Raw genomic sequence first — 25,155 nt, 5'->3', positions numbered from 1 at the left:
GTGGGGCCGGGCGTGATCGACAGCCCTCTCGTCCAGGCGCTCGATCGGATCGCGACCGATATCGACGCCGCTTTCGACGCGTTGCTGCCGGTGCCCGACGATGCCCGCGCGCGGCTGGTCGAGGCGATGCGCTATGCCGCGATCGGCGGCGGCAAGCGGCTGCGCCCGCTGCTGCTGGCGACCACGGCCGAAATGTATGGTGTCGATCGCGGCGCGGCGATCCGCGCGGGCGTGGCGATCGAGGCGATCCACGTCTATTCGCTGATCCACGATGATTTGCCCTGCATGGACGACGATGCCCTGCGCCATGGCAAGCCGACGCTGCATGTCGCGTTCGACGAGGCGACGGCGGTGCTGGCGGGCGATTCGCTCCATGCCTTCGCGTTCGAGATGCTGGCCGAGCCGGCGACGAGCGCCGATCCGTTCGTGCGGATCGAGCTGGTGCAGACGCTGGGCGCCGCCAGCGGCTTTCGCGGCATGGCCGGCGGCCAGATGATGGACCTGGTGGCCGAAACCAGCGAGTTCGATCTCCAGACGGTGACGCGGCTGCAACAGCTCAAGACCGGGGCGCTTTTGGGCGCGGCGGTGGAGATGGGCGCGATTCTCGGCCGCGTGCCGGTGGAAGGGCGCGCGCATCTGCGCGGCTTTGCCCGCGACATCGGCCTCGCCTTCCAGATCACCGATGATCTGATCGACCACGAAGGCGATGCCGCCGTGGCCGGCAAGGCGGTGGGCAAGGACGCGGTGGCCGGCAAGGAGACGTTCGTCTCGCTGCTCGGCGCCGAACGCGCGCGGACGCAGGCGCAAGTGCTGGTCGATCAGGCCGTGGCGCATCTGGCGCAGCACGGGCGCGAGGCCGACGTGCTGCGGGCGCTGGCCCGCTATATCATCGAAAGGGACCATTGATGCCGCAAACGGGTGGAGCGCTGCGGGTCGGGGTTTATCCCGGCACGTTCGATCCGATCACGCTGGGCCACGCCGATATCATCCGGCGCGGCTCTAAGCTGGTGGACCAGCTCATCATCGGTGTGACCACCAACCTGTCCAAGAACCCGATGTTCACGCCCGAAGAGCGCATCGCCATGGTCGAGCGCGAAGTGGCGGCGATGGGCATCGCCAATGCCCGCGTCGTCGGCTTCAACGCGCTGCTGATGAAGTTCGCCGAAAAGCAGAACGCCTCGGTCATCGTGCGCGGCCTGCGCGCCGTGGCCGACTTCGAATATGAATACCAGATGGCGGGGATGAACCAGCAGCTCAACCCCCGGATCGAGACCGTGTTCCTGATGGCCGACGTCAGCCTGCAGCCGATCGCGTCCAAGCTGGTCAAGGAAATCGCCGTGTTCGGCGGCGATATCGGCAAGTTCGTCAGCCCCGCCGTGCGCGAGGACGTGGTCGCGCGGATCGCCCTGACGGGCTTTCAAGGCGACTACTGAGTCTTGCCCCGTAATTCGCACCGTTCATTGTCTTGACAGCGGTTCGGTTCTATCGGCGCGACATTCGCCCGGAACGCGCGGTGGCCGATCGTCGCCCGCAAAGCCCATGATGTGAGTAACCGATGACGTTTCGCCAGCTTCTGACCGCCGTGATCGGCCTTGCCCTGACGACCACGCCCGCCTTCGCGGAAAAGGAGCAGCCGGCCCCCGCGCCCAAGCCCGCCTTGTCCACCGTGGTCGATCCCGATCCCACGCACGATCCGCAGGACGTGCTGTACCTCGATCTGTCGAACGGCGGCCGCGTGGGCATCCGCCTGATGCCGCAGTGGGCGCCCAACCATGTCGAGCGGATCAAGACGCTGACCGCGCAGGGCTTCTACAACGGCGTGATCTTCCACCGCGTGATCGATGGCTTCATGGCGCAGACCGGCGATCCCACCGGCACCGGCACCAGCGGATCGACGCTGCCCGACCTCAAGGCCGAGTTCAACGCCCTGCCGCACTTGCGCGGCACGGTGTCGATGGCGCGCACCAACGATCCCGACAGCGCGAACAGCCAGTTCTTCATCGTGTTCTATCCGCGCTTTGCGCTGGACCACAAATATACCGTGTTCGGCCGGGTGATCTCGGGCATGAACTATGTCGATGCGATCGAGCGGGGTGAGCCGCCGGCCAATCCGACGCGCATCCTGCAAGCCTCGCTGGCATCGGACAACAAGCCGGCGCCGGTCGCGCCGCCCGCCCCGGCGGCGATGCCCTCGGTCAGCGATCTCAACACCTCCCGGTCGAACTGACCGCCGGGGGCTGCGGGCCCTTCCAGGCACTGTATTCCATGCGCGTTGATCTTTTCGATTTCGAGCTTCCGCCCGAGCGGATCGCCCTGCGTCCCGCGCGCCCGCGCGATGCGGCGCGGATGCTGCTGGTGCCGGGGCAGGGGGCGCTGACCGATCATGCGGTGCGCGATCTGCCCTTGCTGCTGCGCGCGGGCGACGTGCTGGTGTTCAACGATACCCGCGTCATCCCGGCCCAGCTCGAAGGGCTGCGCGGCGAGGCGCGGATCGGCGCGACGCTGCACAAGCGGATCGACCTCAGGCGCTGGCAGGCCTTCGTGCGCAATGCCAAGCGCCTGCGCGAAGGAGACCGGATCGCCTTCCCGGCCGATGTCGCCGCAATCGCCGAGACCGGCCACGACGATGGCAGCTGGACCTTGCGGTTCGAAGGCAGCGAGCCGGTGGAACTGCTGCTCGAACGCGCCGGGCGGATGCCGCTGCCGCCCTACATCGCCGGCAAGCGCGAGACCGACGATGCCGATCGCAGCGATTACCAGACCATGTTCGCGCGCAAGGAAGGCGCCGTCGCCGCGCCGACGGCGGCGCTGCACTTCACGCCCGAACTGGTCGAGCGTCTCGATATCGCCGGCGTGGGGCGCGAGACGCTGACGCTGCATGTCGGCGCGGGCACGTTCCTGCCGGTCAAGGCCGACGATACCGCCGAGCATCGGATGCACGTGGAATGGGGCCGGATCAACGCGGCCACCGCCGACCGGCTCAACGCCGCGCGCGCGGCCGGCGGGCGCCTGATCGCGGTGGGCACCACCTCGCTGCGCCTGCTGGAAAGCGCGACGGGCGAGGATGGCGTGATCCGGCCGTTCGAAGGCGATACCGCGATCTTCATCACCCCGGGCTATCGCTTCCGCGCGATCGACGGGCTGATGACCAACTTCCACCTGCCGCGATCGACGCTGTTCATGCTGGTGTCCGCGCTGATGGGCCTCGATCGGATGCGGGCGGCCTATGCCCATGCGATCGCGCGCGAGTATCGTTTCTACAGCTACGGCGACGCGAGCCTGCTGTTGCCTTGAGGCGGTCTCCCATCGGAATGGTACTCTGTGGGACGCCGGGTGGGCGCACGGGCCGGTGCCGCGTTCGAGCAGCCTTCTTTCCGCGCATTTTCCGACAACCCTCAACAGGGCTTGGAACTTTGCTCCGCCATGGGCATCTAGGGCGGCGATGCTGGACCCCATTCTCGATATTCGCGGCCTGACCAAGACTTATCCGGGGGGCCTGACCGCGCTCGGCGGGGTCGATCTCCAGATTCGCAAGGGCGAGATCTTCGCGCTGCTTGGCCCCAATGGCGCCGGCAAGACGACGCTGATCGGCGCCGTCTGCGGTCTCGTGCGGCCGACCGGCGGGACGATCCATGCCTTTGGCGAGGACATGGGCAAGCACTGGCGCACGTTGCGCGCGCGCATCGGCCTGGTGCCGCAGGAACTGTCGACCGACATGTTCGAGCCGGTCTGGCGCTCGGTCAGCCATTCGCGCGGGCTGTTCGGCCTGCCGCCCGATCCGGCGCGGATCGAGGCCATCCTCAAGTCGCTGAGCCTGTGGGACAAGCGCAACGTGCAGATCCGCGCGCTGTCGGGCGGGATGAAGCGCCGCGTGCTGATCGCCAAGGCCATGTCGCACGATCCCGAGCTGCTGTTCCTCGACGAGCCGACCGCCGGTGTCGACGTCGAGCTGCGCCGTGACATGTGGAAGCAGATTTCCGAGATGCGCGAGCGCGGCACCACGATCATCCTCACCACCCATTATATCGAGGAGGCCGAGGAGATGGCCGATCGCGTCGGCATCATTCGCGCCGGCAAGATCCTGATGGTGGACGAAAAGGACGCGATGATGAAGCGCCTGGGCCGTACCGAGGCGCTGATCTCGCTCGCCGCGCCGCTTGCCGCCGTGCCCGAGGTGCTGGCGGCCTATCCGGTCGCGCTGATCGAGGAGGGCCGCAAGCTGTGCTATCGCGGCGGCGACGGGGCGGGGCAGGGCAAGACCGATGTCGCCGAAGTGACCAAGGCGCTGACTCGCGCAGGGATCGACTACACCGCGATCGACATCCACGAATCGAGCCTGGAGGATATCTTCGTCGATCTGGTCGAAGGCCGCGAAGCCCTGGCCGGAGGCGCGGCATGAGCCTGTTCAACGCCCGCTCCGCCTGGACGATCTACAAGCAGGAACTGATGCGCGCCTTCCGCACGGCGATGCAATCGATCCTCGCGCCGGTGCTGACCACCTCGCTCTATTTCGTCGTCTTCGGCGCGGCCATCGGCGGGCGGATGCAGGGCGGGATGGACGGGGTGAACTATGGCGCCTTCATCGTGCCGGGCCTGCTGCTGTTGACGCTGCTGGGCGAAAGCACGTCCAACGCCAGCTTCGGCATCTACATGCCGCGCTTCACCGGCGCGATCTACGAACTGCTGTCGGCGCCGGTCGGCGTGGCCGAGACGCTGGTCGGCTTCGTCGGCGCGGCCGCGACCAAATCGCTGATCCTGGCCGCGATCATCCTCACCACCGCGACGTTCTTTGTCGATTATACGATCATCCACCCGGTCTATGCGCTGGGCTTCATCATCCTGGTTTCGGCCAGCTTCTCGCTGTTCGGCTTCATCCTGGGCATCTGGGCGGACAGCTTCGAGAAGCTGAGCGTGGTGCCCATGCTGATCCTGATGCCGCTGACGTTCCTGGGCGGCACGTTCTATTCGATCCAGATGCTGCCCGAACCCTGGCGCACGGTGGCGATGGCGAATCCGGTGGTCTACCTCGTCAACGGGCTGCGCTGGACGTTCTATGGCAGCTCGGACGTGTCGATCGGGGTTTCGCTGGGCCTCACGCTGGCGTTCCTCGCGGCCTGCGTGGCACTCATCGCTTACATCTTCCGCACCGGCTGGCGCTTGCGCAACTGACGCGTTAGGCGACGGGACATGAAGCTGCGCCCTTCCATCGCCGCGCTGTGCCTGTGCGCCATGCCGCTGGCCCTTGCGGCCGCGCCGGCGCGCGCGGACTTGCCCGAGCCGGTGCGCGCGATGATCGAGGCGGCGACGAAAGTGGACGATCCGGCCACGGTCGAGGCGGTGGTCAAGGTCGCGCTGCAGACCAATCCCGACGCCACCGCCGAGATCGAGGCGATGCGCGCCAAGTTCGCCGAGGCGCACCAGCTTCGCGAGGCGGAGAAGGCGGCCGAGACGCAGCAGCGCATTCGTGCCGCCCACGCCCTGCAATTGTGGAAAGGCGAAGTGGAGGCCGGCGCCTTCCGCTCGACCGGCAATACCGACAACCTGGGCCTTTCGCTTGGCCTCAAGCTCAATCGCAAGGGGCTGGACTGGGAGCACAAGCTGCAATTGCGCGCCGATTACCAGGAAGAGCGCGGCAAGATCACGCGCGAGCAGTATCTGGCGGCCTACAGCCCGCATTACCAGCTTGAGGACGGGCTCTACAGCTATGGCCTGGCGCAGTTCGAGCGGGACCGCTTCCAGGGCTACGATTCGCGCTATTCGCTATCGGGCGGGTTCGGCTACCGGGTGATCGACCGCAAGGCGGTGAAGCTCTCGTTCGAAGGCGGCCCGGCCTTGCGCCGCACCGACTTCATCGCCGAGCCGGACAAGACATCGTGGTCGGCGCTGGCGAAAGTCGATCTCGATTTCCGTATTGCCCAGGCGGTGAAGCTCAGCCAGGCCGCCAGCGCCTATGTCGAATCCGAAAACAGCACCTTCACCTCCGCCACGGCGATCGAGGCCGGCATGGCGCACGGGCTGCGCGCGCGGTTTTCCTATACTTACGAGCATGAGACGGACCCGGTGGGCGTGGTCTTGCGCACCGACACGCTTTCGCGCTTCACCCTCGTCTACGGCTTCTGAGGTTTGATGAACCCGCGTTTCCAGTTCACCGTCCACGCGACGGACGGCAAGGCCCGCACCGGCACGATCGCCATGCGCCGGGGCGAGATCCGCACGCCGGCCTTCATGCCGGTGGGCACGGCCGCCACCGTCAAGGCGATGAAGCCCGAGGCGGTGCGCGCGGCCGGGGCGGACATCATCCTGGGCAACACCTATCACCTGATGCTGCGCCCGGGCGCCGAGCGGGTCGCGCGGCTGGGGGGCTTGCACAAGTTCATGAACTGGCCGCGCCCGATCCTGACCGACAGCGGCGGCTACCAGGTGATGAGCCTGTCGGACTTGCGCAAGATCACCGAGGAAGGCGTGACATTCGCCAGCCACCTTGACGGATCGCGCCACCTGCTCACCCCCGAACGCTCGATGGAGATCCAGCGCCTGCTCGGCTCCGACATCGTCATGGCCTTCGACGAGTGCCCGAAGATCGACCAGCCGCGCGATGTCATCGCCCGCTCGATGGCGATGTCGATGCGCTGGGCGCGCCGCAGCCGCGCGGGTTTCGATGCCGGCGGCGATCATGCCGAAAACGCCGCGCTGTTCGGCATCCAGCAAGGCGCGCTGGACCAGGGCTTGCGCCAGGAAAGCGCCGATGCGCTCGCCGCGATCGGCTTCGATGGCTATGCGATCGGCGGGCTCGCGGTGGGCGAGGGGCAGGAGGCGATGTTCGCCACGCTCGATTTCGCGCCCGCCCAGCTTCCGCCCGATCGCCCGCGCTACCTGATGGGGGTGGGCAAGCCCGACGACCTCGTCGGCGCGGTCGAGCGCGGGGTGGACATGTTCGATTGCGTGCTGCCCACCCGTTCGGGCCGCAACGGGCAGGCCTTCACCTGGAACGGCCCGCTCAACATGCGCAATGCCCGCCACGCCGAGGATGGCGATCCGCTCGACGCGCGCTGCCATTGCCCCACGTGCGCTACCTACAGCCGCGCCTACCTGCACCACCTGATCAAGTCGGGCGAGATCCTGGGCGCGATGCTGCTGACCGAGCACAACATCGGGTTCTATCAGCAGCTCATGCAGGCGATGCGCGATGCGATCGCCCAGGCCCGCTTCGCCGTTTTCGCCAGCGATTTCCGGCGGGACTATCTGGAATCGAAGATCTGATGGATTCGACCGGGTCGGCCGGAAATTATCGCCCGAACGCCTCGGCCGGAATGGAAACGCAAAAGCTTCATCCCCCTTGCGTAAGGGTGCATGTGCCGTCAGCCTGAGGCGCGGTGCAAGGAGTACATCATGGCACGAAACATCTTGTTGGCCGGTATTGTCGGTCTTGGCCTCGCTTCAGGCCCGGTTCTTGCCCAGTCCGCCGATCAGGTGGCGGCCAAGTTCGGCGCGCGCGAATCGGTTCGTTCCATCAGCATCTCGCCTGAAGGCAAGCAGATCGTCATCGTCGGCCCCCGGTCCGATGGCGGCGAGAATGCGGTCGTGGTCGATCTGGCGACGGCCGGCGCGGTGCCGGTGTTCAGTGCCAAGGGGCGCACCGAACAGATCACGCATTGCCAGTTCATCCTGGAAACGCGCGTGGTGTGCGAGGCCTATTTCAACGAAGGCAGCAACCGCGATATCGCCGCCTCCACCCGGCTCGTTTCGCTGACGAGCGATGGCAAGGACATGAAGGTCCTGTCGGCGCCGCAGCCGTTCAACGCCTATTTCAGTTCGCGCTTCGGCGGCGGCATCCTTGATTACACGGTGCCGGGCGATCCCGCTTCGGTGTTGATGACGCGATGGTTCTCGCCCGAGCAGACCACCGGCAAGCTGACCGCGCGAACCGACAGCGGCCTGGGCGTGGAGCGGGTCAATGTCTTGACTGGCGCGCGCAAGGTTGTGGTTCCCCCGCGCGAATCGGCATCGGGCTTCGTGTCGGACGGGAACGGCAATGTCCGCCTGATGGTGACGCAGCCGGCACGCGAAAGCGGCTATGTCGATCGCAAGATCAACTATCTGTACCGTGACGCGGCCGAAGGCGGATGGAATCCGCTGGGCAGCGCCGTGTTCGATGGCGGCCGCGTCAAGGGCTTCAGCCCCGTGGCGGTCGATGGCACGCGCAACGTGGTCTATGGCTTTGACGACAACAACGGCTTCCTCGCGCTCTATGAGCGCGCGCTGGACGGTATCGGCACGACGCGGCTGGTGCTGGCGCATCCGGGGACGGAAGTGGACGGGCTGATGCAGATCGGCCGCAAGCAGCGCGTGATCGGCGCCAGCTTCGCCAGCGACCGGCGCTATGCCGAATATTTCGATCCCGAACTTGGGCAACTGACGAAAAAGCTGGCCAAGGCGCTGGGCGGCGACAAGCAGTTGTCGATCATCGATGCCAGCGCCGACGAAAGCCGCCTGATCATCTTCGCGGCCAGCGATACCGATCCGGGGCAATACTATCTCTATGACAAGGCGACCCACAAGCTGGGCGGCCTGATGCCCAACCGGCCCGATCTGGAAGGGGTGGCGCTGGGCACGATGAAGGCGATTTCCTATCCCTCGGCCGATGGCACGATCGTCCCCGCCTATCTGACGCTCCCGCCGGGCAGTTCGGGCAAGGGCCTTCCCGCCATCGTCATGCCGCATGGCGGGCCGGGGGCGCGCGATGAATGGGGTTTTGACTGGCTGGCCCAGTATTTCGCGGTTCGCGGCTATGCGGTGCTGCAGCCCCAGTTCCGGGGATCGACCGGCTTCGGTTCCGCATGGTTCCAGAAGAACGGCTTCCAGTCGTGGGACAAGTCGATCGACGATGTCAATTCGGCTGGCCGCTGGCTGGTCTCGCAAGGGATCAGCCCCAGCGACAAGCTGGCGATCGTCGGCTGGTCCTATGGCGGCTATGCGGCGCTGCAATCGGCGGTGGTCGATCCGCAGCTGTTCAAGGCAATCGTCGCCATCGCCCCGGTCACGGATTTCGACAAGTTCCGTTCGGAATTCAGCGACATGAGCAATTACGTGATCATGGACAACCTGATCGGCAACGGCCCGCACATCCAGGCCGGATCGCCCGCGCGCCATGCCGATCGCTTCGTCGCGCCAGTGTTGATGTTCCACGGCGATGCCGATCGCAACGTGGCGGTGGGCGAATCGCGCCTGATGGAAGAAAAGCTCAAGGGCGCGGGCAAGAGCGTGCGCTATGTCGAGTTCCCGGGGCTGGCCCACTCGCTCGACGACACCGCCGCGCGCACGCGAATGCTGTCGGAAAGCGACGCCTTCCTGCGCCAGACCCTCGGTTTGGGTAAATAGGCGCGGGCAAATGGGCGGCGCAGGGCTGCCAAACGAAAAGGGCGGCCCCGCGGGACCGCCCTTTCGCATTCGGCCGTGAGCCGGACCGATCAGCGCGAGTAGAACTCGACGACCAGGTTCGGTTCCATCTTCACCGGATAGGGCACTTCGTCCAGCGAAGGCACGCGCACGAAAGTGACCTTGTCATTGCTTTCGACCGAGACATAGTCGGGAACGTCGCGCTCGGGCAGGGCCTGCGCTTCTGCCACCAGCGCCATGTCCTTGGCCTTGTCGCCCAGGCTGATCACGTCACCGATGCGCACGCGGCGGCTGGCGATGTTGCACTTCACGCCGTTGACGCGGATGTGGCCATGCGAAACGATCTGGCGCGCGGCGAAGATCGTCGGCGCGAACTTGGCGCGGTAGACCACCATGTCCAGGCGCTGTTCGAGCAGGCCGATCAGGTTCTGCCCGGTATCGCCCTTCATCTTCGAGGCTTCCTGGTAGGTGCGCTTGAACTGCTTCTCGGTCACGTCGCCGTAGTAGCCCTTGAGCTTCTGCTTGGCGCGCAGCTGGATGCCATAGTCCGAAAGCTTGCCCTTGCGGCGCTGGCCGTGCTGGCCGGGGCCGTAGCTGCGGCGATTGACCGAGCTCTTGGGGCGGCCCCAGATGTTCTCGCCCATGCGGCGGTCGAGTTTGTACTTGGCGCTTTTGCGCTTCGACATAAGTCGTCTCCAAATCTGCTTGTCGCGCGCCACCATGGCCGCGATCTTCGTACCCGGAGCGCACCGTTCCGCCATTGCGCGGAACGCGGCCGCCGCTTCACCGGGGTGCGGGGCCGAATGGACATGTCCCGCCGAAACGACGGGGTCCAAGTGAAGGCGCGGCCATTACGGCCCGTGACGTGAAAGTCAAGCCTTTCGCGCCTCTCGACGAAAGCCGGCGCCGCCGCTAGGGGCACGGACATGCCAGATCAGATGCCGCCGCGCGAGGATTGCCAGAGCCCCGGGGAATGCCGGACGCCCGAGGAATGTCGGACCATGGCAGAAGTCCGTGCCGGGGTCGACGCGCTCGATGCCCGCATCGTCGATCTGCTGGCGATCCGCTTCGGCTACATGCGCGCCGCCGCCCGGATCAAGCCCGATCGCGGCCAGGTCCGTGACGAGGATCGCAAGGCCCGCGTCATCGCCCAGGCCCGTGCCCGCGCCGAAGCGCTGGGCCTGCCCGCCGATGCCGTCGCCGAAATCTGGGAGCGGCTGGTCGAAGCCTCGATCGCCTATGAGTTCGAGCATTGGGATTCCGGCAGGACAAGCTAGAACTGGCCCTGAAAAGCAGGGGAAAGCCAATGGCGCGGGGATTCGATACGACACTGATCGACGGGGAATTGCGCGCCGCGCTCGGCAAGGTGCCCGCCGTTCCCTTGCGGTCCGCGCTGTTCCGCCGGATCGCGCCCTTGCTGATGAAGCTGCGGCCCGTGCCGAAAGTCGCGGGCGTGACCATCTCCACCCACAAGGGCGCGGCGGCGCTGCGGCTCTACCAGCCGCGCGAGCGCAGGAGCGACGGCGCCTTGCTGTGGATTCACGGCGGCGGCTACATCATCGGCACGGCCAGCCTGGATGACCAGTTTTGTGCCGAGCTGGCGCGCGATCTTGGCATCGTCATCGCTTCGGCCGAATATCGCCTGGCGCCGCGCCATCCGTTTCCCGCGCCGCTGGACGATTGCCATGCGGCGTGGCGCTGGCTGGTGGGGCAGGCGGGGGCGCTGGGCCTCGATACCGGCCGTCTCGCGATCGGCGGGCTCAGCGCGGGGGGAGGGCTGGCCGCCGCGCTGGTGCAGAAAGTGTGCGACGGGCCGGGGCCGCATCCGGCGGCGCAATGGCTGTTCGCGCCGATGCTCGACGATCGCACCGCGTTGCGGGTGGAGCTTGATGAGGTGGCGCATCCGATGTGGGACAACGGGCTCAATCGCTTCGGCTGGAGCGCCTATCTCGGCGTGGCGCCGGGCGCGCCGGCCTTGCCCGCCTATGCCTCGCCCGCGCGGCGCGAGGATCTGGCCGGATTGCCGCCGACCTGGATCGGCGTCGGTTCGATCGAGCTGTTCCATGACGAGGACGTGGCCTATGCCCGTCGGCTGGAAGCGGCGGGCGTCGCCGCGACGCTCGCGGTGGTGGCCGGCGCGCCGCACGGGTTCGAGGCCTGGGGCCGCGATGCCGCGATCACCCGCGCGCATTTGCGCCAGGCGGCCGACTGGCTGGCGACGCGGATCGGCTGACGTTCAGCGGTTGCGCGGTTCCTTTTCCAGCGTACTGAGCACGCCGCGAAAGGTGCGCACTTCCAGGCTGTTCCAGCCCGGCTTGGTCAACAGGTTGCGCAAGGTGCGCCGGTTCGATGCCGCGCGGGGTTCCGGCCAGAAGTAGTTCTTCGCGTCCAGCAGCGCCTCGAAATGGGCGATCAGGCCTTCCAGCTCGTCCTGCGGGGCCGGAGGCAGCAGTTCCTCGATCGTGGGCTGTTCGAGCCCCATGGTCTTGGACCATTCGTAAGCGCACAGGATCACCGCCTGCGCGAGATTGAGCGAGCCGAACTCGGCATTGATCGGCACGGTCAGGATCGCGCGGGCGAGTGCGACATCCTCGGTCTCCAGCCCCGATCGCTCCGGCCCGAAGACATAGGCTGACCGCCCCGGCGCCGCGTGGATTTCCCGCGCCGCCTGCTCGGGCGTCACCACCGGCTTCGCAACGCCGCGCTTGCGCACGGTGGTGGCATAGACATTGGCGCAATCGGCCACCGCCTCGGCCAATGTCCCGAACACCCGCGCCTGTTCCAGAACCACATCCGCGCCCGCCGCCGCCGGTCCCGCCGAGGGATTGGGCCAGCCATCGCGCGGCGTAACCAGCCGCATCTCGGTCAGCCCGAAATTGAGCATGGCCCGCGCCGCCTTGCCGATGTTCTCGCCAAGCTGGGGACGGACGAGGACGATGACGGGCTCGCGCTCAGCTTTGGCCGACATCGCGCACCGTGCTGGCGAATTCCTCGAAATCGCGCGCCTCGTTGAAATCGCGGTAGACCGAGGCGAAGCGGATATAGGCGACGCTGTCGAGCTGGCGCAGGCCGTCCATCACCATCTCGCCGATCGCCAGCGAGGAGACTTCGGCCTCGCCCAGCGTTTCCACCTGCCGCTGGATGCCGGAGACGAGCTGGTCGATCTGCTCACGCTCGATCCCGCGCTTGCGGCAGGCGAGGGCGACCGATTGCTCGATCTTCGAACGGTCGAACGGCTCGCGGCTCTCGTCGCTCTTGATGACGGTGATTTCGCGCAGTTGCACGCGCTCGAACGTGGTGAACCGGCCGCCGCAACTTACGCACTGGCGGCGGCGGCGGATCGCGGTGCTGTCCTCGGTCGGCCGGCTGTCCTTGACCTGGCAATCATCGTGCGCGCAGAACGGACACCGCATCTAGTCAGGCCGCACCCGCTTGTAGAACTTGTAGCCCGCGCCCGCCGCCAGACCCAGCGGGATGGTTACGAACGGCAGCACCACGGCAGCGGCCGCGCCCATCGCGCCCCACAGCAGCACCGGCTTGGTCGAGGGGTGATCGAGCCCTTCCTCCAGCATTCCGGCCAGTTCCCGGCGCGCGTCGTGGAGGAAATCGCCCGTGCCCCTGGGGCCGGTGGGGTCTGCCATGGTCGTCAGTCCTCGTAGATGGGGAAGCGGTCGCACAAGGCTTCCACGCGGGCGCGCACGTTCTGTTCCACTTGCGCGTCGCCGGCTTCGCCGCAGCGGGCAAGGCCATCGAGCACATCGGCGACCATCATGCCGATCTCGCGGAATTCCTCGGGACCGAAGCCGCGCGTGGTGCCGGCGGGCGAGCCGACGCGGATGCCGCTGGTCTTGACCGGCGGCAGCGGATCGAAGGGGATGCCGTTCTTGTTGCAGGTGATGCCGGCGCGCTCCAGGGCCTCGTCGGCGTCGCGGCCGGTGACGCCCAGCGGCGAGAGGTCGATCAGCGCCAGATGCGTGTCGGTGCCGCCCGAGACGATCTCGGCGCCGCGCTCCTTGAGCGTGGCGGCAAGGACTTGCGCGTTCTCGATCACCTTCTTCGCATAGTCCTTGAACTCGGGCCGCAGCGCCTCGCCGAAGGCCACCGCCTTGGCGGCGACGACATGCATCAGCGGGCCGCCCTGCAGGCCGGGGAACACCGCCGAATTGATCTTCTTGGCCAGCGCCTCGTCATTGGTCAGGATCATGCCGCCGCGCGGGCCGCGCAGCGTCTTGTGCGTGGTGGTGGTGGCGATATGCGCGTGCGGGAAGGGCGAGGGGTGTACGCCGGCCGCGACCAGCCCGGCGAAGTGCGCCATGTCGACCTGGAACAGCGCGCCCACTTCATCGGCGATCGCGCGCAGGCGGGCAAAGTCGATCACGCGCGGATAAGCGCTGCCGCCGGCGATGATCAGCTTGGGGGTGTGCTCCCTGGCCAGCGCCGCCACCTGATCGTAATCGATCAGGTGGGTGTCGCGCGTGACGCCGTACTGCACCGCGTTGAACCACTTGCCGCTCATCGCCGCGCGCGCGCCGTGGGTGAGGTGGCCGCCGGCATCGAGGCTCATGCCCATGATGGTATCGCCGGGCTTCACCGTCGCCAGCAGCACCGCGCCATTGGCCTGCGCGCCCGAATGGGGCTGCACGTTGGCGAACTGGCAATCGAACAGCTGCCTGGCGCGTTCGATGGCGAGCGTCTCGACCTCGTCCGAAGGCGCGCAGCCCTGATAATAGCGCTTGCCGGGATAGCCTTCGGCATACTTGTTGGTCAGCACCGAGCCTTGCGCTTCGAGCACGGCCTTGGAGACGATGTTCTCGGACGCGATCAGCTCGATCTGCTTGCGCTCGCGCTTCAGCTCGTGGCCGATCGCGGCGGCGACAGCGGGATCGCTTTGCGCCACGGTCTCGGTGAAGAAGCCGGCGGAACGGATGGCGGTATCGACGGTCATGGTCTTGGACCTCTTCGGATCAGGCAGGAGGGTTGGAAAGCTTGTCGACGCGCGGGCCGTGGCGGCCGCCGCCGAATTCGGTGCCGAGGAAGGCGTCGAGGCAGGCCCTGGCCATGTCCACGCCGGTCAGCCGCGCGCCCATGGCGATGGCGTTGGCATCGTTGTGCTCGCGCGCGAGCGCGGCGGACAGCGGCTCGGACACGAGCGCGCAGCGCAGCCTGGGATGGCGGTTGACCGCGATCGAGATGCCGATGCCCGAACCGCACAGCGCCACGCCATATTGCGCGGTGCCATCGGCGACGACGGAGGCGAGCTTGTAGCCGTAATCGGGATAATCGACCCGGTCGGCCGTCTCGGGACCGAGATCGGCGACTTCGTGGCCGAGCCCGATCAGGTATTCGCGCAGCTCCGCCTTGAGGTCGACGGCGGCGTGATCGGAAGCAATGGCGATGCGCATCGGTGTCCTGGTTGTTCGCGGGGAGGGACTCGTCTGAGCCCTTAGGCGTCCCGCGTGCGATGCGCTACCCCTGCCAGCGCCGCGTCCTCATGCCTCGGCTGGCGCCGCGCGATCAAGCGGCAGCGGGCGCAGATAGGAAGGGTCGCTGCGATCGCGCGCGGGCTTGCCGAGCGTGCCGGGCAGATCGACCATGCCGGCCCGGTCATCGAGCGCGGGCGCCTCGATCGCGCCTTCGGGCACGCTCACGCGCGAGGCGATGCCCCAGCGTCCGTCGCGCCGTTCCAGCCGGTCCACGAAACGGCCGAAGCCGATGCGGCTCGGCCCTTCGGGCATCACCGAAAAGCAATGCGTGTAGGTTTCGCAATGGGCGACGTCGCCGGCGATCTCGCAGGAATGGTTGGTCAGGATATGCTGCGTCACCCGTTCCATCCGGCGATGGAAGGCGATGACTTGCGGCACGAAGACCTCGCACGGCGCGATCACGGCGCCGTGATCCTCGATCGCGCCGGGGTGATAGGCCGAAAGCGCCAGTTCCTCGTCGAGCCGATCCATCCCGCGCGCATAGCGCAGCAGGCAATCCCAGATCTGCTGGCGATCGACGATCTCGCGCAGGGCATCGGTATCAAGGCCGTCTTGCCGGTTCAGGTTCATGGCAGTCTCCCGCGCCGAAGCTAGCGGGAGACCATGAACCGGGCAATGCCTGTTGACTGGTGGGCCTGTTGACTGATGGGCCTGTCGATTGAGGGGCCGCCGAAGGAAGCTTACTGGTCCAGGAACGAGCGCATCTTGCGGGACCGGCTCGGGTGCTTGAGCTTGCGCAGCGCCTTGGCCTCGATCTGGCGGATACGTTCGCGCGTGACCGAGAACTGCTGGCCCACTTCCTCCAGTGTGTGATCGGTGTTCATGCCGATGCCGAAGCGCATCCGCAGCACGCGTTCCTCGCGCGGGGTCAGGCTGGCGAGCACGCGCGTGACGGTTTCCTTGAGGTTCGCCTGGATCGCGGCGTCCACCGGGATGATCGCGTTCTTGTCCTCGATGAAATCGCCCAGGTGCGAATCCTCCTCGTCGCCGATCGGCGTTTCGAGGCTGATCGGCTCCTTGGCGATCTTCATCACCTTGCGCACCTTTTCGAGCGGCATCGACAGCCGCTCGGCCATTTCCTCGGGCGTGGGTTCGCGGCCCTGCTCGTGGAGGAACTGGCGGCTGGTGCGCACCAGCTTGTTGATCGTCTCGATCATGTGCACGGGGATGCGGATGGTGCGCGCCTGATCGGCGATCGAGCGGGTGATCGCCTGCCGGATCCACCACGTGGCATACGTGCTGAACTTGTAGCCGCGCCGGTACTCGAACTTGTCGACCGCCTTCATCAGGCCGATGTTGCCTTCCTGGATCAGGTCCAGGAACTGCAACCCGCGGTTGGTGTATTTCTTGGCGATCGAGATCACCAGCCGCAGGTTCGCCTCGACCATTTCCTTCTTGGCGATGCGCGCCTCGCGCTCGCCCTTCTGGACCATGTTGACGATGCGGCGGAACTCGGGAAGCGCCATGCCGGTTGCGGCGGCGATGTCCGAGACTTCGGACCGGATACGCTCGACCGAATCGGTTTCGGCCTCGGCGAAGGCGGCCCACTTCTTGTCCTTCTTCGCCATGTCCCGCAGCCAGGCGTCATCCAGCTCGCGCCCGATGTACTGGTCGAGGAAATCGGCGCGCTTCACCTTGTGGCGTTCGGCCAGGCGCAGCATCTGGCCGCCCAGCGCGGTGAGGCGCCGGTTGAAGGCATAGAGATTGTCGACCAGGTATTCGATCTTGGTCGCGTGGAACTGCACCGATTCGACTTGCGCGGTAAGGTCTTCGCGCAGCTGCTGGTACAGCTTTTCCTTGGCGGCGGGGAAATCGTTGCCCACGCCCAGCGCGTCGAGGCGCTCGGTCTGGATCTTCTCGAACGCCTTGAACAGCTCGGTGATGGTGGCGAACTTTTCCAGCGCCTCGGGCTTCAGCGCCGCTTCCATCTGCGCGAGGCTGAGCGTGTTGTCATCCTCGTCGTCGTCGGCGGGGCGCTGGGCGCGGCGTTCGATGCCGTCCTCGTCCTCATCGTCGGAAGAGGCTTCCTCCTCTTCCTCGACGTCGTCGTCTTCCTTGTACGAGGGGCCGGCGGTCGCCTCGCTGATCTCTCCGTCGTCGCCATCGGCATCGTCGGACAGGCTTTCGGGCGCCGGCTCCTTCGAGAGCATGGCGTCGAGATCGAGGATCTCGCGCAGCTGCATCTCGCCGTTGTTCAGCGCTTCGGACCACAGGATGATGGCGTGGAAGGTGATCGGGCTTTCGCACAGGCCCAGGATCATCATGTCGCGCCCGGCCTCGATGCGCTTGGCGATGGCGATCTCGCCCTCGCGGCTGAGCAGCTCGACCGCGCCCATCTCGCGCAGGTACATCCGCACCGGATCGTCGGTGCGCTCGATGGTTTCCTTCTTGGCCTTGCTGTCGACGACCATGCGCGGAGAGACTTCGTCGGCCTCCACGTCATCCACGTCGCGATCGTCCTCGGCGGCCGCATCCTCGTCGCTCTCGACGATGTTGACGCCCATCTCGGAGATCGCGGCCATGATGTCCTCGATCTGCTCGGACGACATCTGGTCCTGCGGCAGAGCCTCGTTCAGCTCGTCGTAGGTGATGACGCCGCGACGCTTGGCGCGCGCGATCAGCTTCTTGATCGAGGCCTCGTTGAGGTCGATCAGCGGCGCGTCGTTCCCGTCGTTCTTGTCAGCGTTGTTGTCGTCGTTCTTGCTCATTCCACCGCCGTAAAGTTCTGTGCCTTGCCCTGTTATTTTACTGGGGCAGTACCGCTTGTCTGGTTGCCATTTGCCTGAGGCGACTGTCGAATTCCAGCTTTCTCTTGAGCAGGCGCTGCTGCTCGGCGAAAGCGTCGTCCGACAGTTCGCGTTCGAACCTTGTCGTCGCTTCGGCCAAAGCCGCCTCCAGTGCCGGGCGTTCCACCAGCAACTCGATCGCCTGAGCCAGATCCGAAACCGCCTGTTCGGGCGCCGCGTCCGGGTTCAGAAACCCGAAGCGAAGGCCGGAATATTCAGCGGCCTCGAGCCTTTCCAGACCGTGCCTGGCCAATATGGTGGACAGGCTTTCGCTTTCAAGCGCATCGGTCGCGTCGTGGCAGTCGAGCAATACGGAAAAGCGTGGATCGAGCCCGGGCGTGCGCGCCAGCGCCTCCGCATGGCGCGCGATCTCGCCGGGCCAGCGGGCCAGGCCCGCCAGGATCGCGGCTGAAAGCGCATCGCGCGCGCCGCCTTGCGAGGCGCGGCGCAGGCGGCCGATGTTCTCGCGATTCGGCGGGGCGGGGCGGGCGGGCGAGCCTTTGCCCTGCCAGCGATTCTCGCCTTGCCAGCGGCCCTGGCCGTTCTCGCGGCGGGGAAAGGCGAAAGCGGAATAGCGGTCCAGCAATTCGCGGCGATAGAGGCTGGCGATATCGGGCTGCGCGATCGCCTCGACATGCGCGAGCAGCCGGGCCTTGAGCCCCGCCTTGTCTTCGGGCGTGACCAGCGGGGCGGCGTCGCGCTCGGCCTCCCACAGCATGTCGACCAGGCTTTTCGCCTCGCCCAGCAGCTTTTCCAGAGCCGTCGCGCCGCGCGCCTTGAGCAGGTCGTCGGGATCGAGCCCTTCGGGCAGGCGCACGATCCGCAAGGAATGCGCCGGACGCAGCAGGGGCAGGGCGCGCGTCACCGCGCGCATCGCCGCGCGCTGGCCGGCGGCATCGCCATCGAAGCACAGGATCGGCGTTTCCACCTGCCGCCAGAGCAGCTCGATCTGCGTTTCGGTCAACGCGGTGCCGAGCGGGGCGACGCATTCGGTGATGCCCGCCGCCGCCAGCGCGATCACGTCCATATAGCCTTCGACCACGATCAGCCGGCCGGACTGGCGCGCGGCGGGCGCGGCGCGGTGCAGGTTGTAAAGCGTGCGCCCCTTGTCGAACAGCGGCGTGTCCGGCGAGTTCAGGTACTTGGGCGCATCGGTCTTGTCTTTGGCCAGGATGCGTCCGCCGAACGCGATCACGCGCCCGCGCGCGTCCTCGATCGGCAGCATCAGCCGGCCCCGGAAACGGTCGTAGGGTTCTCGATCGTCAACGGCGATACGCAGCCCCGCCTCGACCAGCATGGCTTCGGGAAAGCGCGAGAGCGCGGCTTTCAGTGCCTGCCGGCCCTCGGGCGCGTAGCCGAAGCCGAACCGCGACACGGTGTGCGCGTCGAACCCGCGTGTCGCCAGATAGGCGCGCGCCGCATCGCCTTCGGGCGAGGCCAGGCAGTCGCGATACCAGGCCTGCGCCGCGGCCATCACGTCATGCAGCGTGTCGCGCCTTTCCGCCGCCCGCGCCGCGCGCGGATCGGGGGCGGGCACGTCCAGCCCGGCTTCGGCCGCCAGTTCCTTCACCGCGTCCATGAACGCGAGGCCGCGCTGGTCGGTCATCCAGCGGATCGCATCGCCATGCGCGCCGCAACCGAAGCAGTGGTAGAAGCCCTTCTCGTCATTGACCGTGAAGCTGGGCGACTTCTCGTTGTGGAACGGGCAGCAGGCCTTGAACTCGCGCCCGGCGCGAGTCAGCCGGACGGTGCGCCCGATCACGCCCGAAAGCGTGATGCGCGCGCGCAGTTCGTCCAGGAAGGCGGGGCTCAGACTCATGGCCACCCAGTGTGCCGCCAAATCGCGCCAGGGGCCACCGTTTCGGCCGATTTATGCCGGATTTTCGCCCCGCCGTCCCGGCAGTCCGAGGCGGGCGGCTCAGGCCAGCGCCGCTTTCACCAGCCCGCTGGCCTTGCTCATGTCAAGCTGGCTGCCGTGGCGGGCTTTCAGCTCGGCCATGACCTTGCCCATGTCCTTGAGGCTGGCGGCGCCGGTTTCGGCCTTGATCGCCGCGATCGCGGCCATCGTCTCGTCCTCGCCCATCTGCGCGGGCAGGAATTCCTCGATCACGGCCAGTTCGGCGCGCTCCTCGGCGGCGCGTTCGGCACGGCCGCCTTCCTCGAAGAGCTGGATCGATTCGCGGCGCTGCTTGGCCATCTTCTGCAGGACTTCGACCACCAGCGTATCGTCGTCGGGCACTTGCGCGGCGGTACGCAGTTCGATGTCGCGGTCCTTCAGCTTGGCGAGCATCAGCCGGAGGGCGCCCAGACGCGGCTTGTCGCCGGCTTTCATCGCCGCGATTTGCGCGGCCTTGATCGAATCGCGGATCATGTTTTCCTGACTTCCCGAGGTGTTTGCGGTATGATCCGGCAAAAGTAGGCTAGGTGCGCGGCATTTTCCACCTCGGCGCCTTGACGCGGTGCACAAGGCTGTCTAGCCGCTGGGCCTTAGCACTTATTGTCTGAACGCCGTAAACGGAGCGACCCCCATGGCCGACGCCGCACTTTCGCACGCGCCCAAACCGGCCCCCAAACCAGAGGGCGCCACCGGCGTGCTCGTGCTGGCCGACGGGCATGTCCTGTGGGGGCGCGGCTTCGGCGCCGTGGGCGAGGCGGTGGGCGAAGTCTGCTTCAACACCGCGATGACCGGCTATCAGGAAGTGATGACCGATCCGTCCTATGCGGCGCAGATCGTCACGTTCACCTTCCCGCACATCGGCAATGTCGGCATCAACGACGAAGACCTCGAATCGCGGGTCGACGGCGCGGTGGCCTGCGTGGTGCGCGAGGATGTGACGCTGGCGTCCAACTTCCGCTCGCGCGGGGAATTCGGCCCGTGGCTGGCCAGCAAGGGCAAGATCGGCCTGGCCGGCATCGACACGCGCGCGCTGACGCGGCGGATCCGCATGGCCGGCGCGCCGAACGCGGTGATCGCGCACGATCCCGCCGGCAAGTTCGATGTGCCCGCGCTGCTCAAGCGCGCGCGCGACTGGCCGGGGCTGGAAGGCATGGACCTGGCCAAGCTGGTCAGCCGCCAGACCGCGCAGGACTGGGAAGGCTCCACCTGGACGCTGGGCAAGGGCTATGGCCGCAGCGCGCACGATCCCCGGCCGCACGTCGTGGCGATCGATTACGGCGCGAAGGACAATATTTTCCGCAATCTGGTGAAGGCCGGCGCGCGCGTCACCGTGGTGCCGGCCGAAACGCCGCTCGATGCCGTGCTGGCGCTCGAGCCGGCGGGCGTGTTCCTGTCGAACGGTCCGGGCGATCCGGCGGCGACCGGCGCCTATGCCGTGCCGGTGATCCAGGGCCTGCTCGAACGCGACATCCCCGTCTTCGGTATTTGCCTGGGCCACCAGATGCTCGCGCTGGCCGCCGGGGGAACCACCGCCAAGATGTTCCAGGGCCATCGCGGCGCCAATCACCCGGTCAAGCGGCTGGCCGACGACGTGGTCGAGATCACCTCGATGAACCACGGTTTCGCGGTCGATAACGTGAGCCTGCCCGACGCGATCGAGGAAACCCACGTCTCGCTGTTCGACGGCACCAATTGCGGCATCGCCATTCGCGGCAAGCGCGCCTTCGGCGTGCAATACCATCCCGAGGCGAGCCCCGGCCCGCAGGACAGCTTCTATCTGTTCGAAAAGTTCGTGGAGATGATGAAATGAGCCAATCTGAGCTGGAGAAGACGATCCTGGCCTATTACCTCGCCGGGCCGGCCGGCGATCTCAGCGTCGCGCCGCGGTTCTATCCCTACGGCGAACTGCTGCTGATCTTCGAGGACAAGGTCTCGATCGCGGTGCGCAAGTTCGGCCCGAAAGTCCGCGCGCACGCCAAGGCGGTCGGCAAGCTGTTCATCGACGCCATGCTCGAACGCGGCGCCTGGTCGACCAAGGAGGGCGAATACGGCGGCTCCATGCACCAGTTCCAGGCTGACATGTTCAAGACCGTGATCCAGGACATGCAGGCCAGCGATCCGATCATCGCGCAGGCCCGCGCCGAAGGGCCCGAATTCTGGGAAAAGACTTTCGCCGGCCTTGCCGCCTGACGACGACCGCATCACTCGATACCCAAGGCAGTTCAGCTTCATGCCCAAACGCACAGACATTTCCTCGATCCTCGTCATCGGTGCCGGCCCGATCATCATCGGCCAGGCTTGCGAGTTCGATTATTCGGGGACGCAGGCGATCAAGGCGCTGAGGGAAGAAGGCTATCGCGTCGTCCTGGTCAATTCCAACCCGGCGACGATCATGACCGACCCGGACATGGCCGACGCGACCTATATCGAGCCGATCACCCCTGAAATCGTCACCCGGATCATCGAGAAGGAGCGGCCCGACGCGCTGCTGCCGACGATGGGCGGGCAGACCGCGCTCAATTGCGCGCTGGCGCTGTTCAATGACGGCACGCTGGAGAAGTACGGCGTCACCATGATCGGCGCCGATGCCGATGCGATCGACAAGGCCGAGGACCGCCAGCGCTTCCGCGAGGCGATGGACAGGATCGGCCTCGAATCCGCCCGCTCGGGCGTCGCTCATTCGCTGGAAGAGGCTTTCGCGGTGCTGGAACGCACCGGGCTGCCCTCGATCATCCGGCCCAGCTTCACGCTGGGCGGCACCGGCGGCGGCGTGGCCTACAACAAGGCGGAGTTCGAGCAGATCGTGCGCTCCGGCCTCGATGCCTCGCCCACCACCGAAGTGCTGATCGAGGAATCGCTGCTCGGCTGGAAGGAATACGAGATGGAAGTCGTGCGCGACCGGCACGACAACGCCATCATCATCTGCTCGATCGAGAACGTCGATCCGATGGGCGTGCACACCGGCGATTCGATCACGGTCGCCCCGGCGCTGACGCTGACTGACAAGGAATACCAGATCATGCGCTCGGCCAGCATTGCCGTGCTGCGTGAAATCGGCGTGGAAACAGGTGGTTCGAACGTACAGTTCGCAGTCAACCCGAAGGACGGGCGGCTGATCGTGATCGAGATGAACCCGCGCGTCTCGCGCTCCTCGGCGCTGGCCTCGAAGGCGACGGGCTTTCCCATCGCGCGCGTCGCGGCCAAGCTGGCGGTCGGCTACACGCTCGACGAGATCACCAATGAGATCACCGGCGCCACGCCCGCGAGCTTCGAGCCGACGATCGACTACGTCGTCACCAAGATCCCGCGCTTCGCCTTCGAGAAGTTCAAGGGAGCCGAGCCGGTGCTGTCGACCGCGATGAAATCGGTCGGCGAAGTCATGGCGATCGGCCGCAACTTCAAGGAATCGCTGCAAAAGGCGCTGCGCGGGCTGGAAACCGGGCTCGACGGGTTCAACCGCGTGCCCGAGCTGGAAGGGGCGGGGCATGACACGATCACCGCCGCGCTGTCCAAGGCCACGCCCGACCGGCTGCTGATCGCCGCGCAGGCCATGCGCGAGGGCTTCTCGGTAGAGGAGATCCACGCGATCACGCATTACGATCCGTGGTTCCTGCGCCACATCGCCGAGATCATCGCCGAGGAAGCCAGGCTGATGCGTGATGGCCTGCCGCGCGATGCGCAGGCGCTGCGCCGGCTCAAGGCGATGGGTTTTTCCGACAAGCGGCTCGCCACGCTGGCGGTCCGCTCGATCCATGTCGCGGGCGGGCTGGGCGAGACCCAGGCGAAGCGCTCGGGCCTGCTGCACGATGCCTTGCGCGCGATGGCCGGCGCCACCAGCGAGGACGAAGTGCGCGCGCTGCGCCACAAGCTGGGCGTCTATCCGGTGTTCAAGCGGATCGACAGTTGCGCCGCCGAGTTCGAGGCGGTGACGCCGTATATGTACTCGACCTATGAAGCGCCGTTCTTCGGCGCGGCGGAGGACGAGGCCATGCCTTCCGACCGGCGCAAGATCGTGATCCTGGGCGGCGGCCCGAACCGGATCGGGCAGGGTATCGAGTTCGACTATTGCTGCGTCCACGCCTGCTTCGCGCTCGACGAAGCCGGGTTCGAGACGATCATGGTCAACTGCAATCCCGAGACCGTCTCGACCGACTACGACACGTCCGACCGCCTCTATTTCGAACCGCTGACCGCCGAGGACGTGCTGGAGATCCTGCGCGTGGAGCAGCAGAACGGTGAGCTGGTGGGCGTGATCGTCCAGTTCGGCGGGCAGACCCCGCTCAAGCTGGCGGCCGCGCTGGAAGAGGCGGGCATCCCGATCCTGGGCACCTCGCCCGATGCGATCGACCTGGCCGAGGATCGCGAGCGTTTCGCCGCGCTGGTGGAAAAGCTCGCTCTGCGCCAGCCGGCCAACGGCATTGCCCGCAGCCGCGACGAGGCGGTCGCGGTGGCCAACCGGATCGGCTATCCGGTGCTGATGCGCCCCAGCTACGTGCTGGGCGGCCGGGCCATGGAGATCGTCGATTCCGAGCAGCAGCTCGACGACTACATCGCCACCGCCGTGCAGGTTTCGGGCGACAGCCCGGTGCTGATCGACCAGTATCTGCGCGATGCGATCGAATGCGATGTCGATGCGCTGTGCGATGGCACGCAAGTCGAAATCGCGGGCGTGATGCAGCATATCGAGGAAGCCGGCATCCATTCGGGCGACAGCGCCTGCACGCTGCCGCCCTACAGCCTCTCTCCCGACATCGTCGCCGAGATGGAGCGCCAGGCCGTGGCGCTGGCGCTGGCGCTGGGCGTGCGCGGGCTGATGAACGTGCAGTTCGCGGTGAAGGACGGCGAGGTCTACCTGATCGAGGTGAACCCGCGCGCCAGCCGCACCGTGCCGTTCGTCGCCAAGGCGATCGGCCAGCCGGTGGCGAAGATCGCCGCGCGCGTCATGGCCGGCGAGATGCTGTCCACCTTCCCGCCGTTCAAGCGCGAGCTGGACTACATGGCGGTGAAGGAAGCGGTGTTCCCCTTCTCGCGCTTCCCCGGCGTCGATCCGGTGCTCAGCCCCGAGATGAAATCTACCGGCGAAGTGATGGGGATCGCCGATGATTTCCCCACCGCCTTCCTCAAGGCCCAGCTTGGCGCGGGGATGCTGCTGCCGGCGGGCGGCACGGTGTTCGTCTCGGTCAAGAACAGCGACAAGGCGCAGATCCTGCTCGCGGTGCGCGAACTGGTGAAGCAGGGCTTCCGCATCATCGCCACCGCCGGCACGCAGAAGTACCTCGCCGATGCCGGCTTGCCGGTCGAACGGGTGAACAAGGTGGCCGAAGGGCGCCCGCATATCGTCGACAAGATCGTCGATGGCGAGATCGCGCTGATCTTCAACACCACCGAGGGCTGGCAGAGCCTGAAGGACTCGCAATCGATCCGGCGATCGGCGCTGACGTCCAAGGTGCCCTACTTCACCACCGCCGCCGCCAGCCATGCCGCCAGCCAGGCGATCGCGGCAATGCGTGCCAGCCAGCTTGAAGTGCGCTCGTTACAAGATTATTATAGGTGACATCGATCTTTGCCTCCCCACATCGTGAGAGATCGCCCG

24 protein-coding genes are annotated in these 25,155 nt (G+C 66.7%); 14 read left to right on the top strand and 10 right to left on the bottom strand.

Features of this window, described 5'->3' with window-relative positions; genetic code table 11:
* From PYV00_RS18355 to PYV00_RS18315, 9 genes are all read left to right on the top strand, one after another.
* Positions 1-906 carry a polyprenyl synthetase family protein gene (locus tag PYV00_RS18355; RefSeq protein WP_275229739.1) on the top strand — a complete coding sequence of 302 codons (906 nt, stop codon included), beginning with the start codon at positions 1-3 and terminating at the stop codon, positions 904-906.
* Positions 906-1,433 (top strand): pantetheine-phosphate adenylyltransferase, encoded by a 528-nt coding sequence (gene coaD / locus PYV00_RS18350; RefSeq protein ID WP_275229738.1) that lies wholly within the window; start codon positions 906-908, stop codon positions 1,431-1,433. Before PYV00_RS18355 ends, coaD begins: the two co-directional genes overlap by 1 nt.
* 122 nt (positions 1,434-1,555) lie before the next feature.
* Entirely contained in the window at positions 1,556-2,227 is a 672-nt protein-coding gene (locus tag PYV00_RS18345) for a peptidylprolyl isomerase (RefSeq protein ID WP_275229737.1), read from the top strand.
* A 38-nt stretch (positions 2,228-2,265) separates the two neighbouring features.
* Entirely contained in the window at positions 2,266-3,294 is a 1,029-nt protein-coding gene (gene queA, locus PYV00_RS18340) for a tRNA preQ1(34) S-adenosylmethionine ribosyltransferase-isomerase QueA (RefSeq protein ID WP_275229735.1), read from the top strand.
* Positions 3,295-3,442: 148 nt separating this feature from the next.
* The gene (locus PYV00_RS18335; protein WP_275229734.1) at positions 3,443-4,399 is read left to right on the top strand and encodes an ABC transporter ATP-binding protein; all 957 of its coding nucleotides are present in this window, start codon (positions 3,443-3,445) and stop codon (positions 4,397-4,399) included.
* A complete protein-coding gene (locus tag PYV00_RS18330) occupies positions 4,396-5,169 on the top strand; it encodes an ABC transporter permease (RefSeq protein ID WP_275229733.1) in 774 nt (257 codons plus the stop codon). The genes PYV00_RS18335 and PYV00_RS18330 overlap by 4 nt, the downstream gene beginning before the upstream one ends.
* An 18-nt stretch (positions 5,170-5,187) precedes the next feature.
* Positions 5,188-6,120 (top strand): DUF481 domain-containing protein, encoded by a 933-nt coding sequence (locus tag PYV00_RS18325; RefSeq protein WP_275229732.1) that lies wholly within the window; start codon positions 5,188-5,190, stop codon positions 6,118-6,120.
* Between the two features lie 6 nt (positions 6,121-6,126).
* The gene (gene tgt / locus PYV00_RS18320) at positions 6,127-7,260 is read left to right on the top strand and encodes a tRNA guanosine(34) transglycosylase Tgt (RefSeq protein WP_275229731.1); all 1,134 of its coding nucleotides are present in this window, start codon (positions 6,127-6,129) and stop codon (positions 7,258-7,260) included.
* A 129-nt stretch (positions 7,261-7,389) separates the two neighbouring features.
* A complete protein-coding gene (locus PYV00_RS18315; protein WP_275229730.1) occupies positions 7,390-9,378 on the top strand; it encodes an alpha/beta hydrolase family protein in 1,989 nt (662 codons plus the stop codon).
* Between the two features lie 89 nt (positions 9,379-9,467).
* Here PYV00_RS18315 and rpsD read toward each other — a convergent pair whose 3' ends face one another.
* Positions 9,468-10,082 carry a 30S ribosomal protein S4 gene (gene rpsD / locus PYV00_RS18310; RefSeq protein ID WP_275229729.1) on the bottom strand — a complete coding sequence of 205 codons (615 nt, stop codon included), beginning with the start codon at positions 10,080-10,082 and terminating at the stop codon, positions 9,468-9,470.
* 315 nt (positions 10,083-10,397) lie between these two features.
* Here rpsD and PYV00_RS18305 point away from each other — a divergent pair, with 315 nt between their 5' ends.
* Together PYV00_RS18305 and PYV00_RS18300 are read left to right on the top strand one after the other, a co-directional pair.
* A complete protein-coding gene (locus PYV00_RS18305) occupies positions 10,398-10,673 on the top strand; it encodes a chorismate mutase (RefSeq protein WP_275229728.1) in 276 nt (91 codons plus the stop codon).
* Between the two features lie 29 nt (positions 10,674-10,702).
* Positions 10,703-11,629: an alpha/beta hydrolase gene (locus PYV00_RS18300; protein ID WP_275229727.1), complete on the top strand. Its 927-nt coding sequence runs from the start codon at positions 10,703-10,705 to the stop codon at positions 11,627-11,629.
* 3 nt (positions 11,630-11,632) lie between these two features.
* On the opposite strand, the gene PYV00_RS18295 is transcribed toward PYV00_RS18300, so the two are convergent.
* The 9 genes from PYV00_RS18295 to PYV00_RS18255 all read right to left on the bottom strand — a co-directional run bounded on the left by PYV00_RS18295 (position 11,633) and on the right by PYV00_RS18255 (position 20,036).
* Positions 11,633-12,364 (bottom strand): RNA methyltransferase, encoded by a 732-nt coding sequence (locus PYV00_RS18295; RefSeq protein WP_275229726.1) that lies wholly within the window; start codon positions 12,362-12,364, stop codon positions 11,633-11,635.
* The gene (gene nrdR, locus PYV00_RS18290; RefSeq protein ID WP_275229725.1) at positions 12,348-12,809 is read right to left on the bottom strand and encodes a transcriptional regulator NrdR; all 462 of its coding nucleotides are present in this window, start codon (positions 12,807-12,809) and stop codon (positions 12,348-12,350) included. The genes PYV00_RS18295 and nrdR overlap by 17 nt, the downstream gene beginning before the upstream one ends.
* The gene (locus tag PYV00_RS18285; RefSeq protein WP_275229724.1) at positions 12,810-13,037 is read right to left on the bottom strand and encodes a hypothetical protein; all 228 of its coding nucleotides are present in this window, start codon (positions 13,035-13,037) and stop codon (positions 12,810-12,812) included.
* A gap of 5 nt (positions 13,038-13,042) precedes the next feature.
* A complete protein-coding gene (glyA, locus tag PYV00_RS18280; protein ID WP_275229723.1) occupies positions 13,043-14,341 on the bottom strand; it encodes a serine hydroxymethyltransferase in 1,299 nt (432 codons plus the stop codon).
* 19 nt (positions 14,342-14,360) lie between these two features.
* A complete protein-coding gene (gene rpiB, locus PYV00_RS18275) occupies positions 14,361-14,798 on the bottom strand; it encodes a ribose 5-phosphate isomerase B (protein ID WP_275229721.1) in 438 nt (145 codons plus the stop codon).
* An 87-nt stretch (positions 14,799-14,885) separates the two neighbouring features.
* Positions 14,886-15,449, bottom strand: coding sequence for a nuclear transport factor 2 family protein (locus PYV00_RS18270; RefSeq protein ID WP_275229720.1), 564 nt, complete (start codon positions 15,447-15,449; stop codon positions 14,886-14,888).
* Between the two features lie 110 nt (positions 15,450-15,559).
* Positions 15,560-17,587, bottom strand: a complete 2,028-nt coding sequence (rpoD, locus tag PYV00_RS18265; RefSeq protein ID WP_275229719.1) for an RNA polymerase sigma factor RpoD — start codon at positions 17,585-17,587, stop codon at positions 15,560-15,562.
* Between the two features lie 37 nt (positions 17,588-17,624).
* Complete coding sequence (dnaG, locus tag PYV00_RS18260; protein ID WP_275229718.1) at positions 17,625-19,484, bottom strand: DNA primase; 1,860 nt, start codon at positions 19,482-19,484, stop codon at positions 17,625-17,627.
* A 99-nt stretch (positions 19,485-19,583) separates the two neighbouring features.
* Complete coding sequence (locus PYV00_RS18255; RefSeq protein WP_275229717.1) at positions 19,584-20,036, bottom strand: GatB/YqeY domain-containing protein; 453 nt, start codon at positions 20,034-20,036, stop codon at positions 19,584-19,586.
* Positions 20,037-20,193: 157 nt separating this feature from the next.
* Here PYV00_RS18255 and carA point away from each other — a divergent pair, with 157 nt between their 5' ends.
* From carA to carB, 3 genes are read left to right on the top strand one after another with little or no spacing between them, the layout of a single operon-like run.
* Positions 20,194-21,372, top strand: a complete 1,179-nt coding sequence (gene carA / locus PYV00_RS18250; RefSeq protein ID WP_275229716.1) for a glutamine-hydrolyzing carbamoyl-phosphate synthase small subunit — start codon at positions 20,194-20,196, stop codon at positions 21,370-21,372.
* Positions 21,369-21,752, top strand: coding sequence for a hypothetical protein (locus PYV00_RS18245; protein ID WP_275229715.1), 384 nt, complete (start codon positions 21,369-21,371; stop codon positions 21,750-21,752). The genes carA and PYV00_RS18245 overlap by 4 nt, the downstream gene beginning before the upstream one ends.
* A gap of 40 nt (positions 21,753-21,792) precedes the next feature.
* Complete coding sequence (carB, locus tag PYV00_RS18240; RefSeq protein WP_275229714.1) at positions 21,793-25,116, top strand: carbamoyl-phosphate synthase large subunit; 3,324 nt, start codon at positions 21,793-21,795, stop codon at positions 25,114-25,116.
* The last annotated feature ends 39 nt before the right edge of the window (positions 25,117-25,155 follow it).

The sequence above is a fragment of the Novosphingobium album (ex Liu et al. 2023) genome, assembly GCF_029076845.1.
Lineage (GTDB): Bacteria > Pseudomonadota > Alphaproteobacteria > Sphingomonadales > Sphingomonadaceae > Novosphingobium.
Note: the sequence above shows the minus strand (reverse complement) of the source record. Positions and strands in the feature narration are given on the sequence as shown.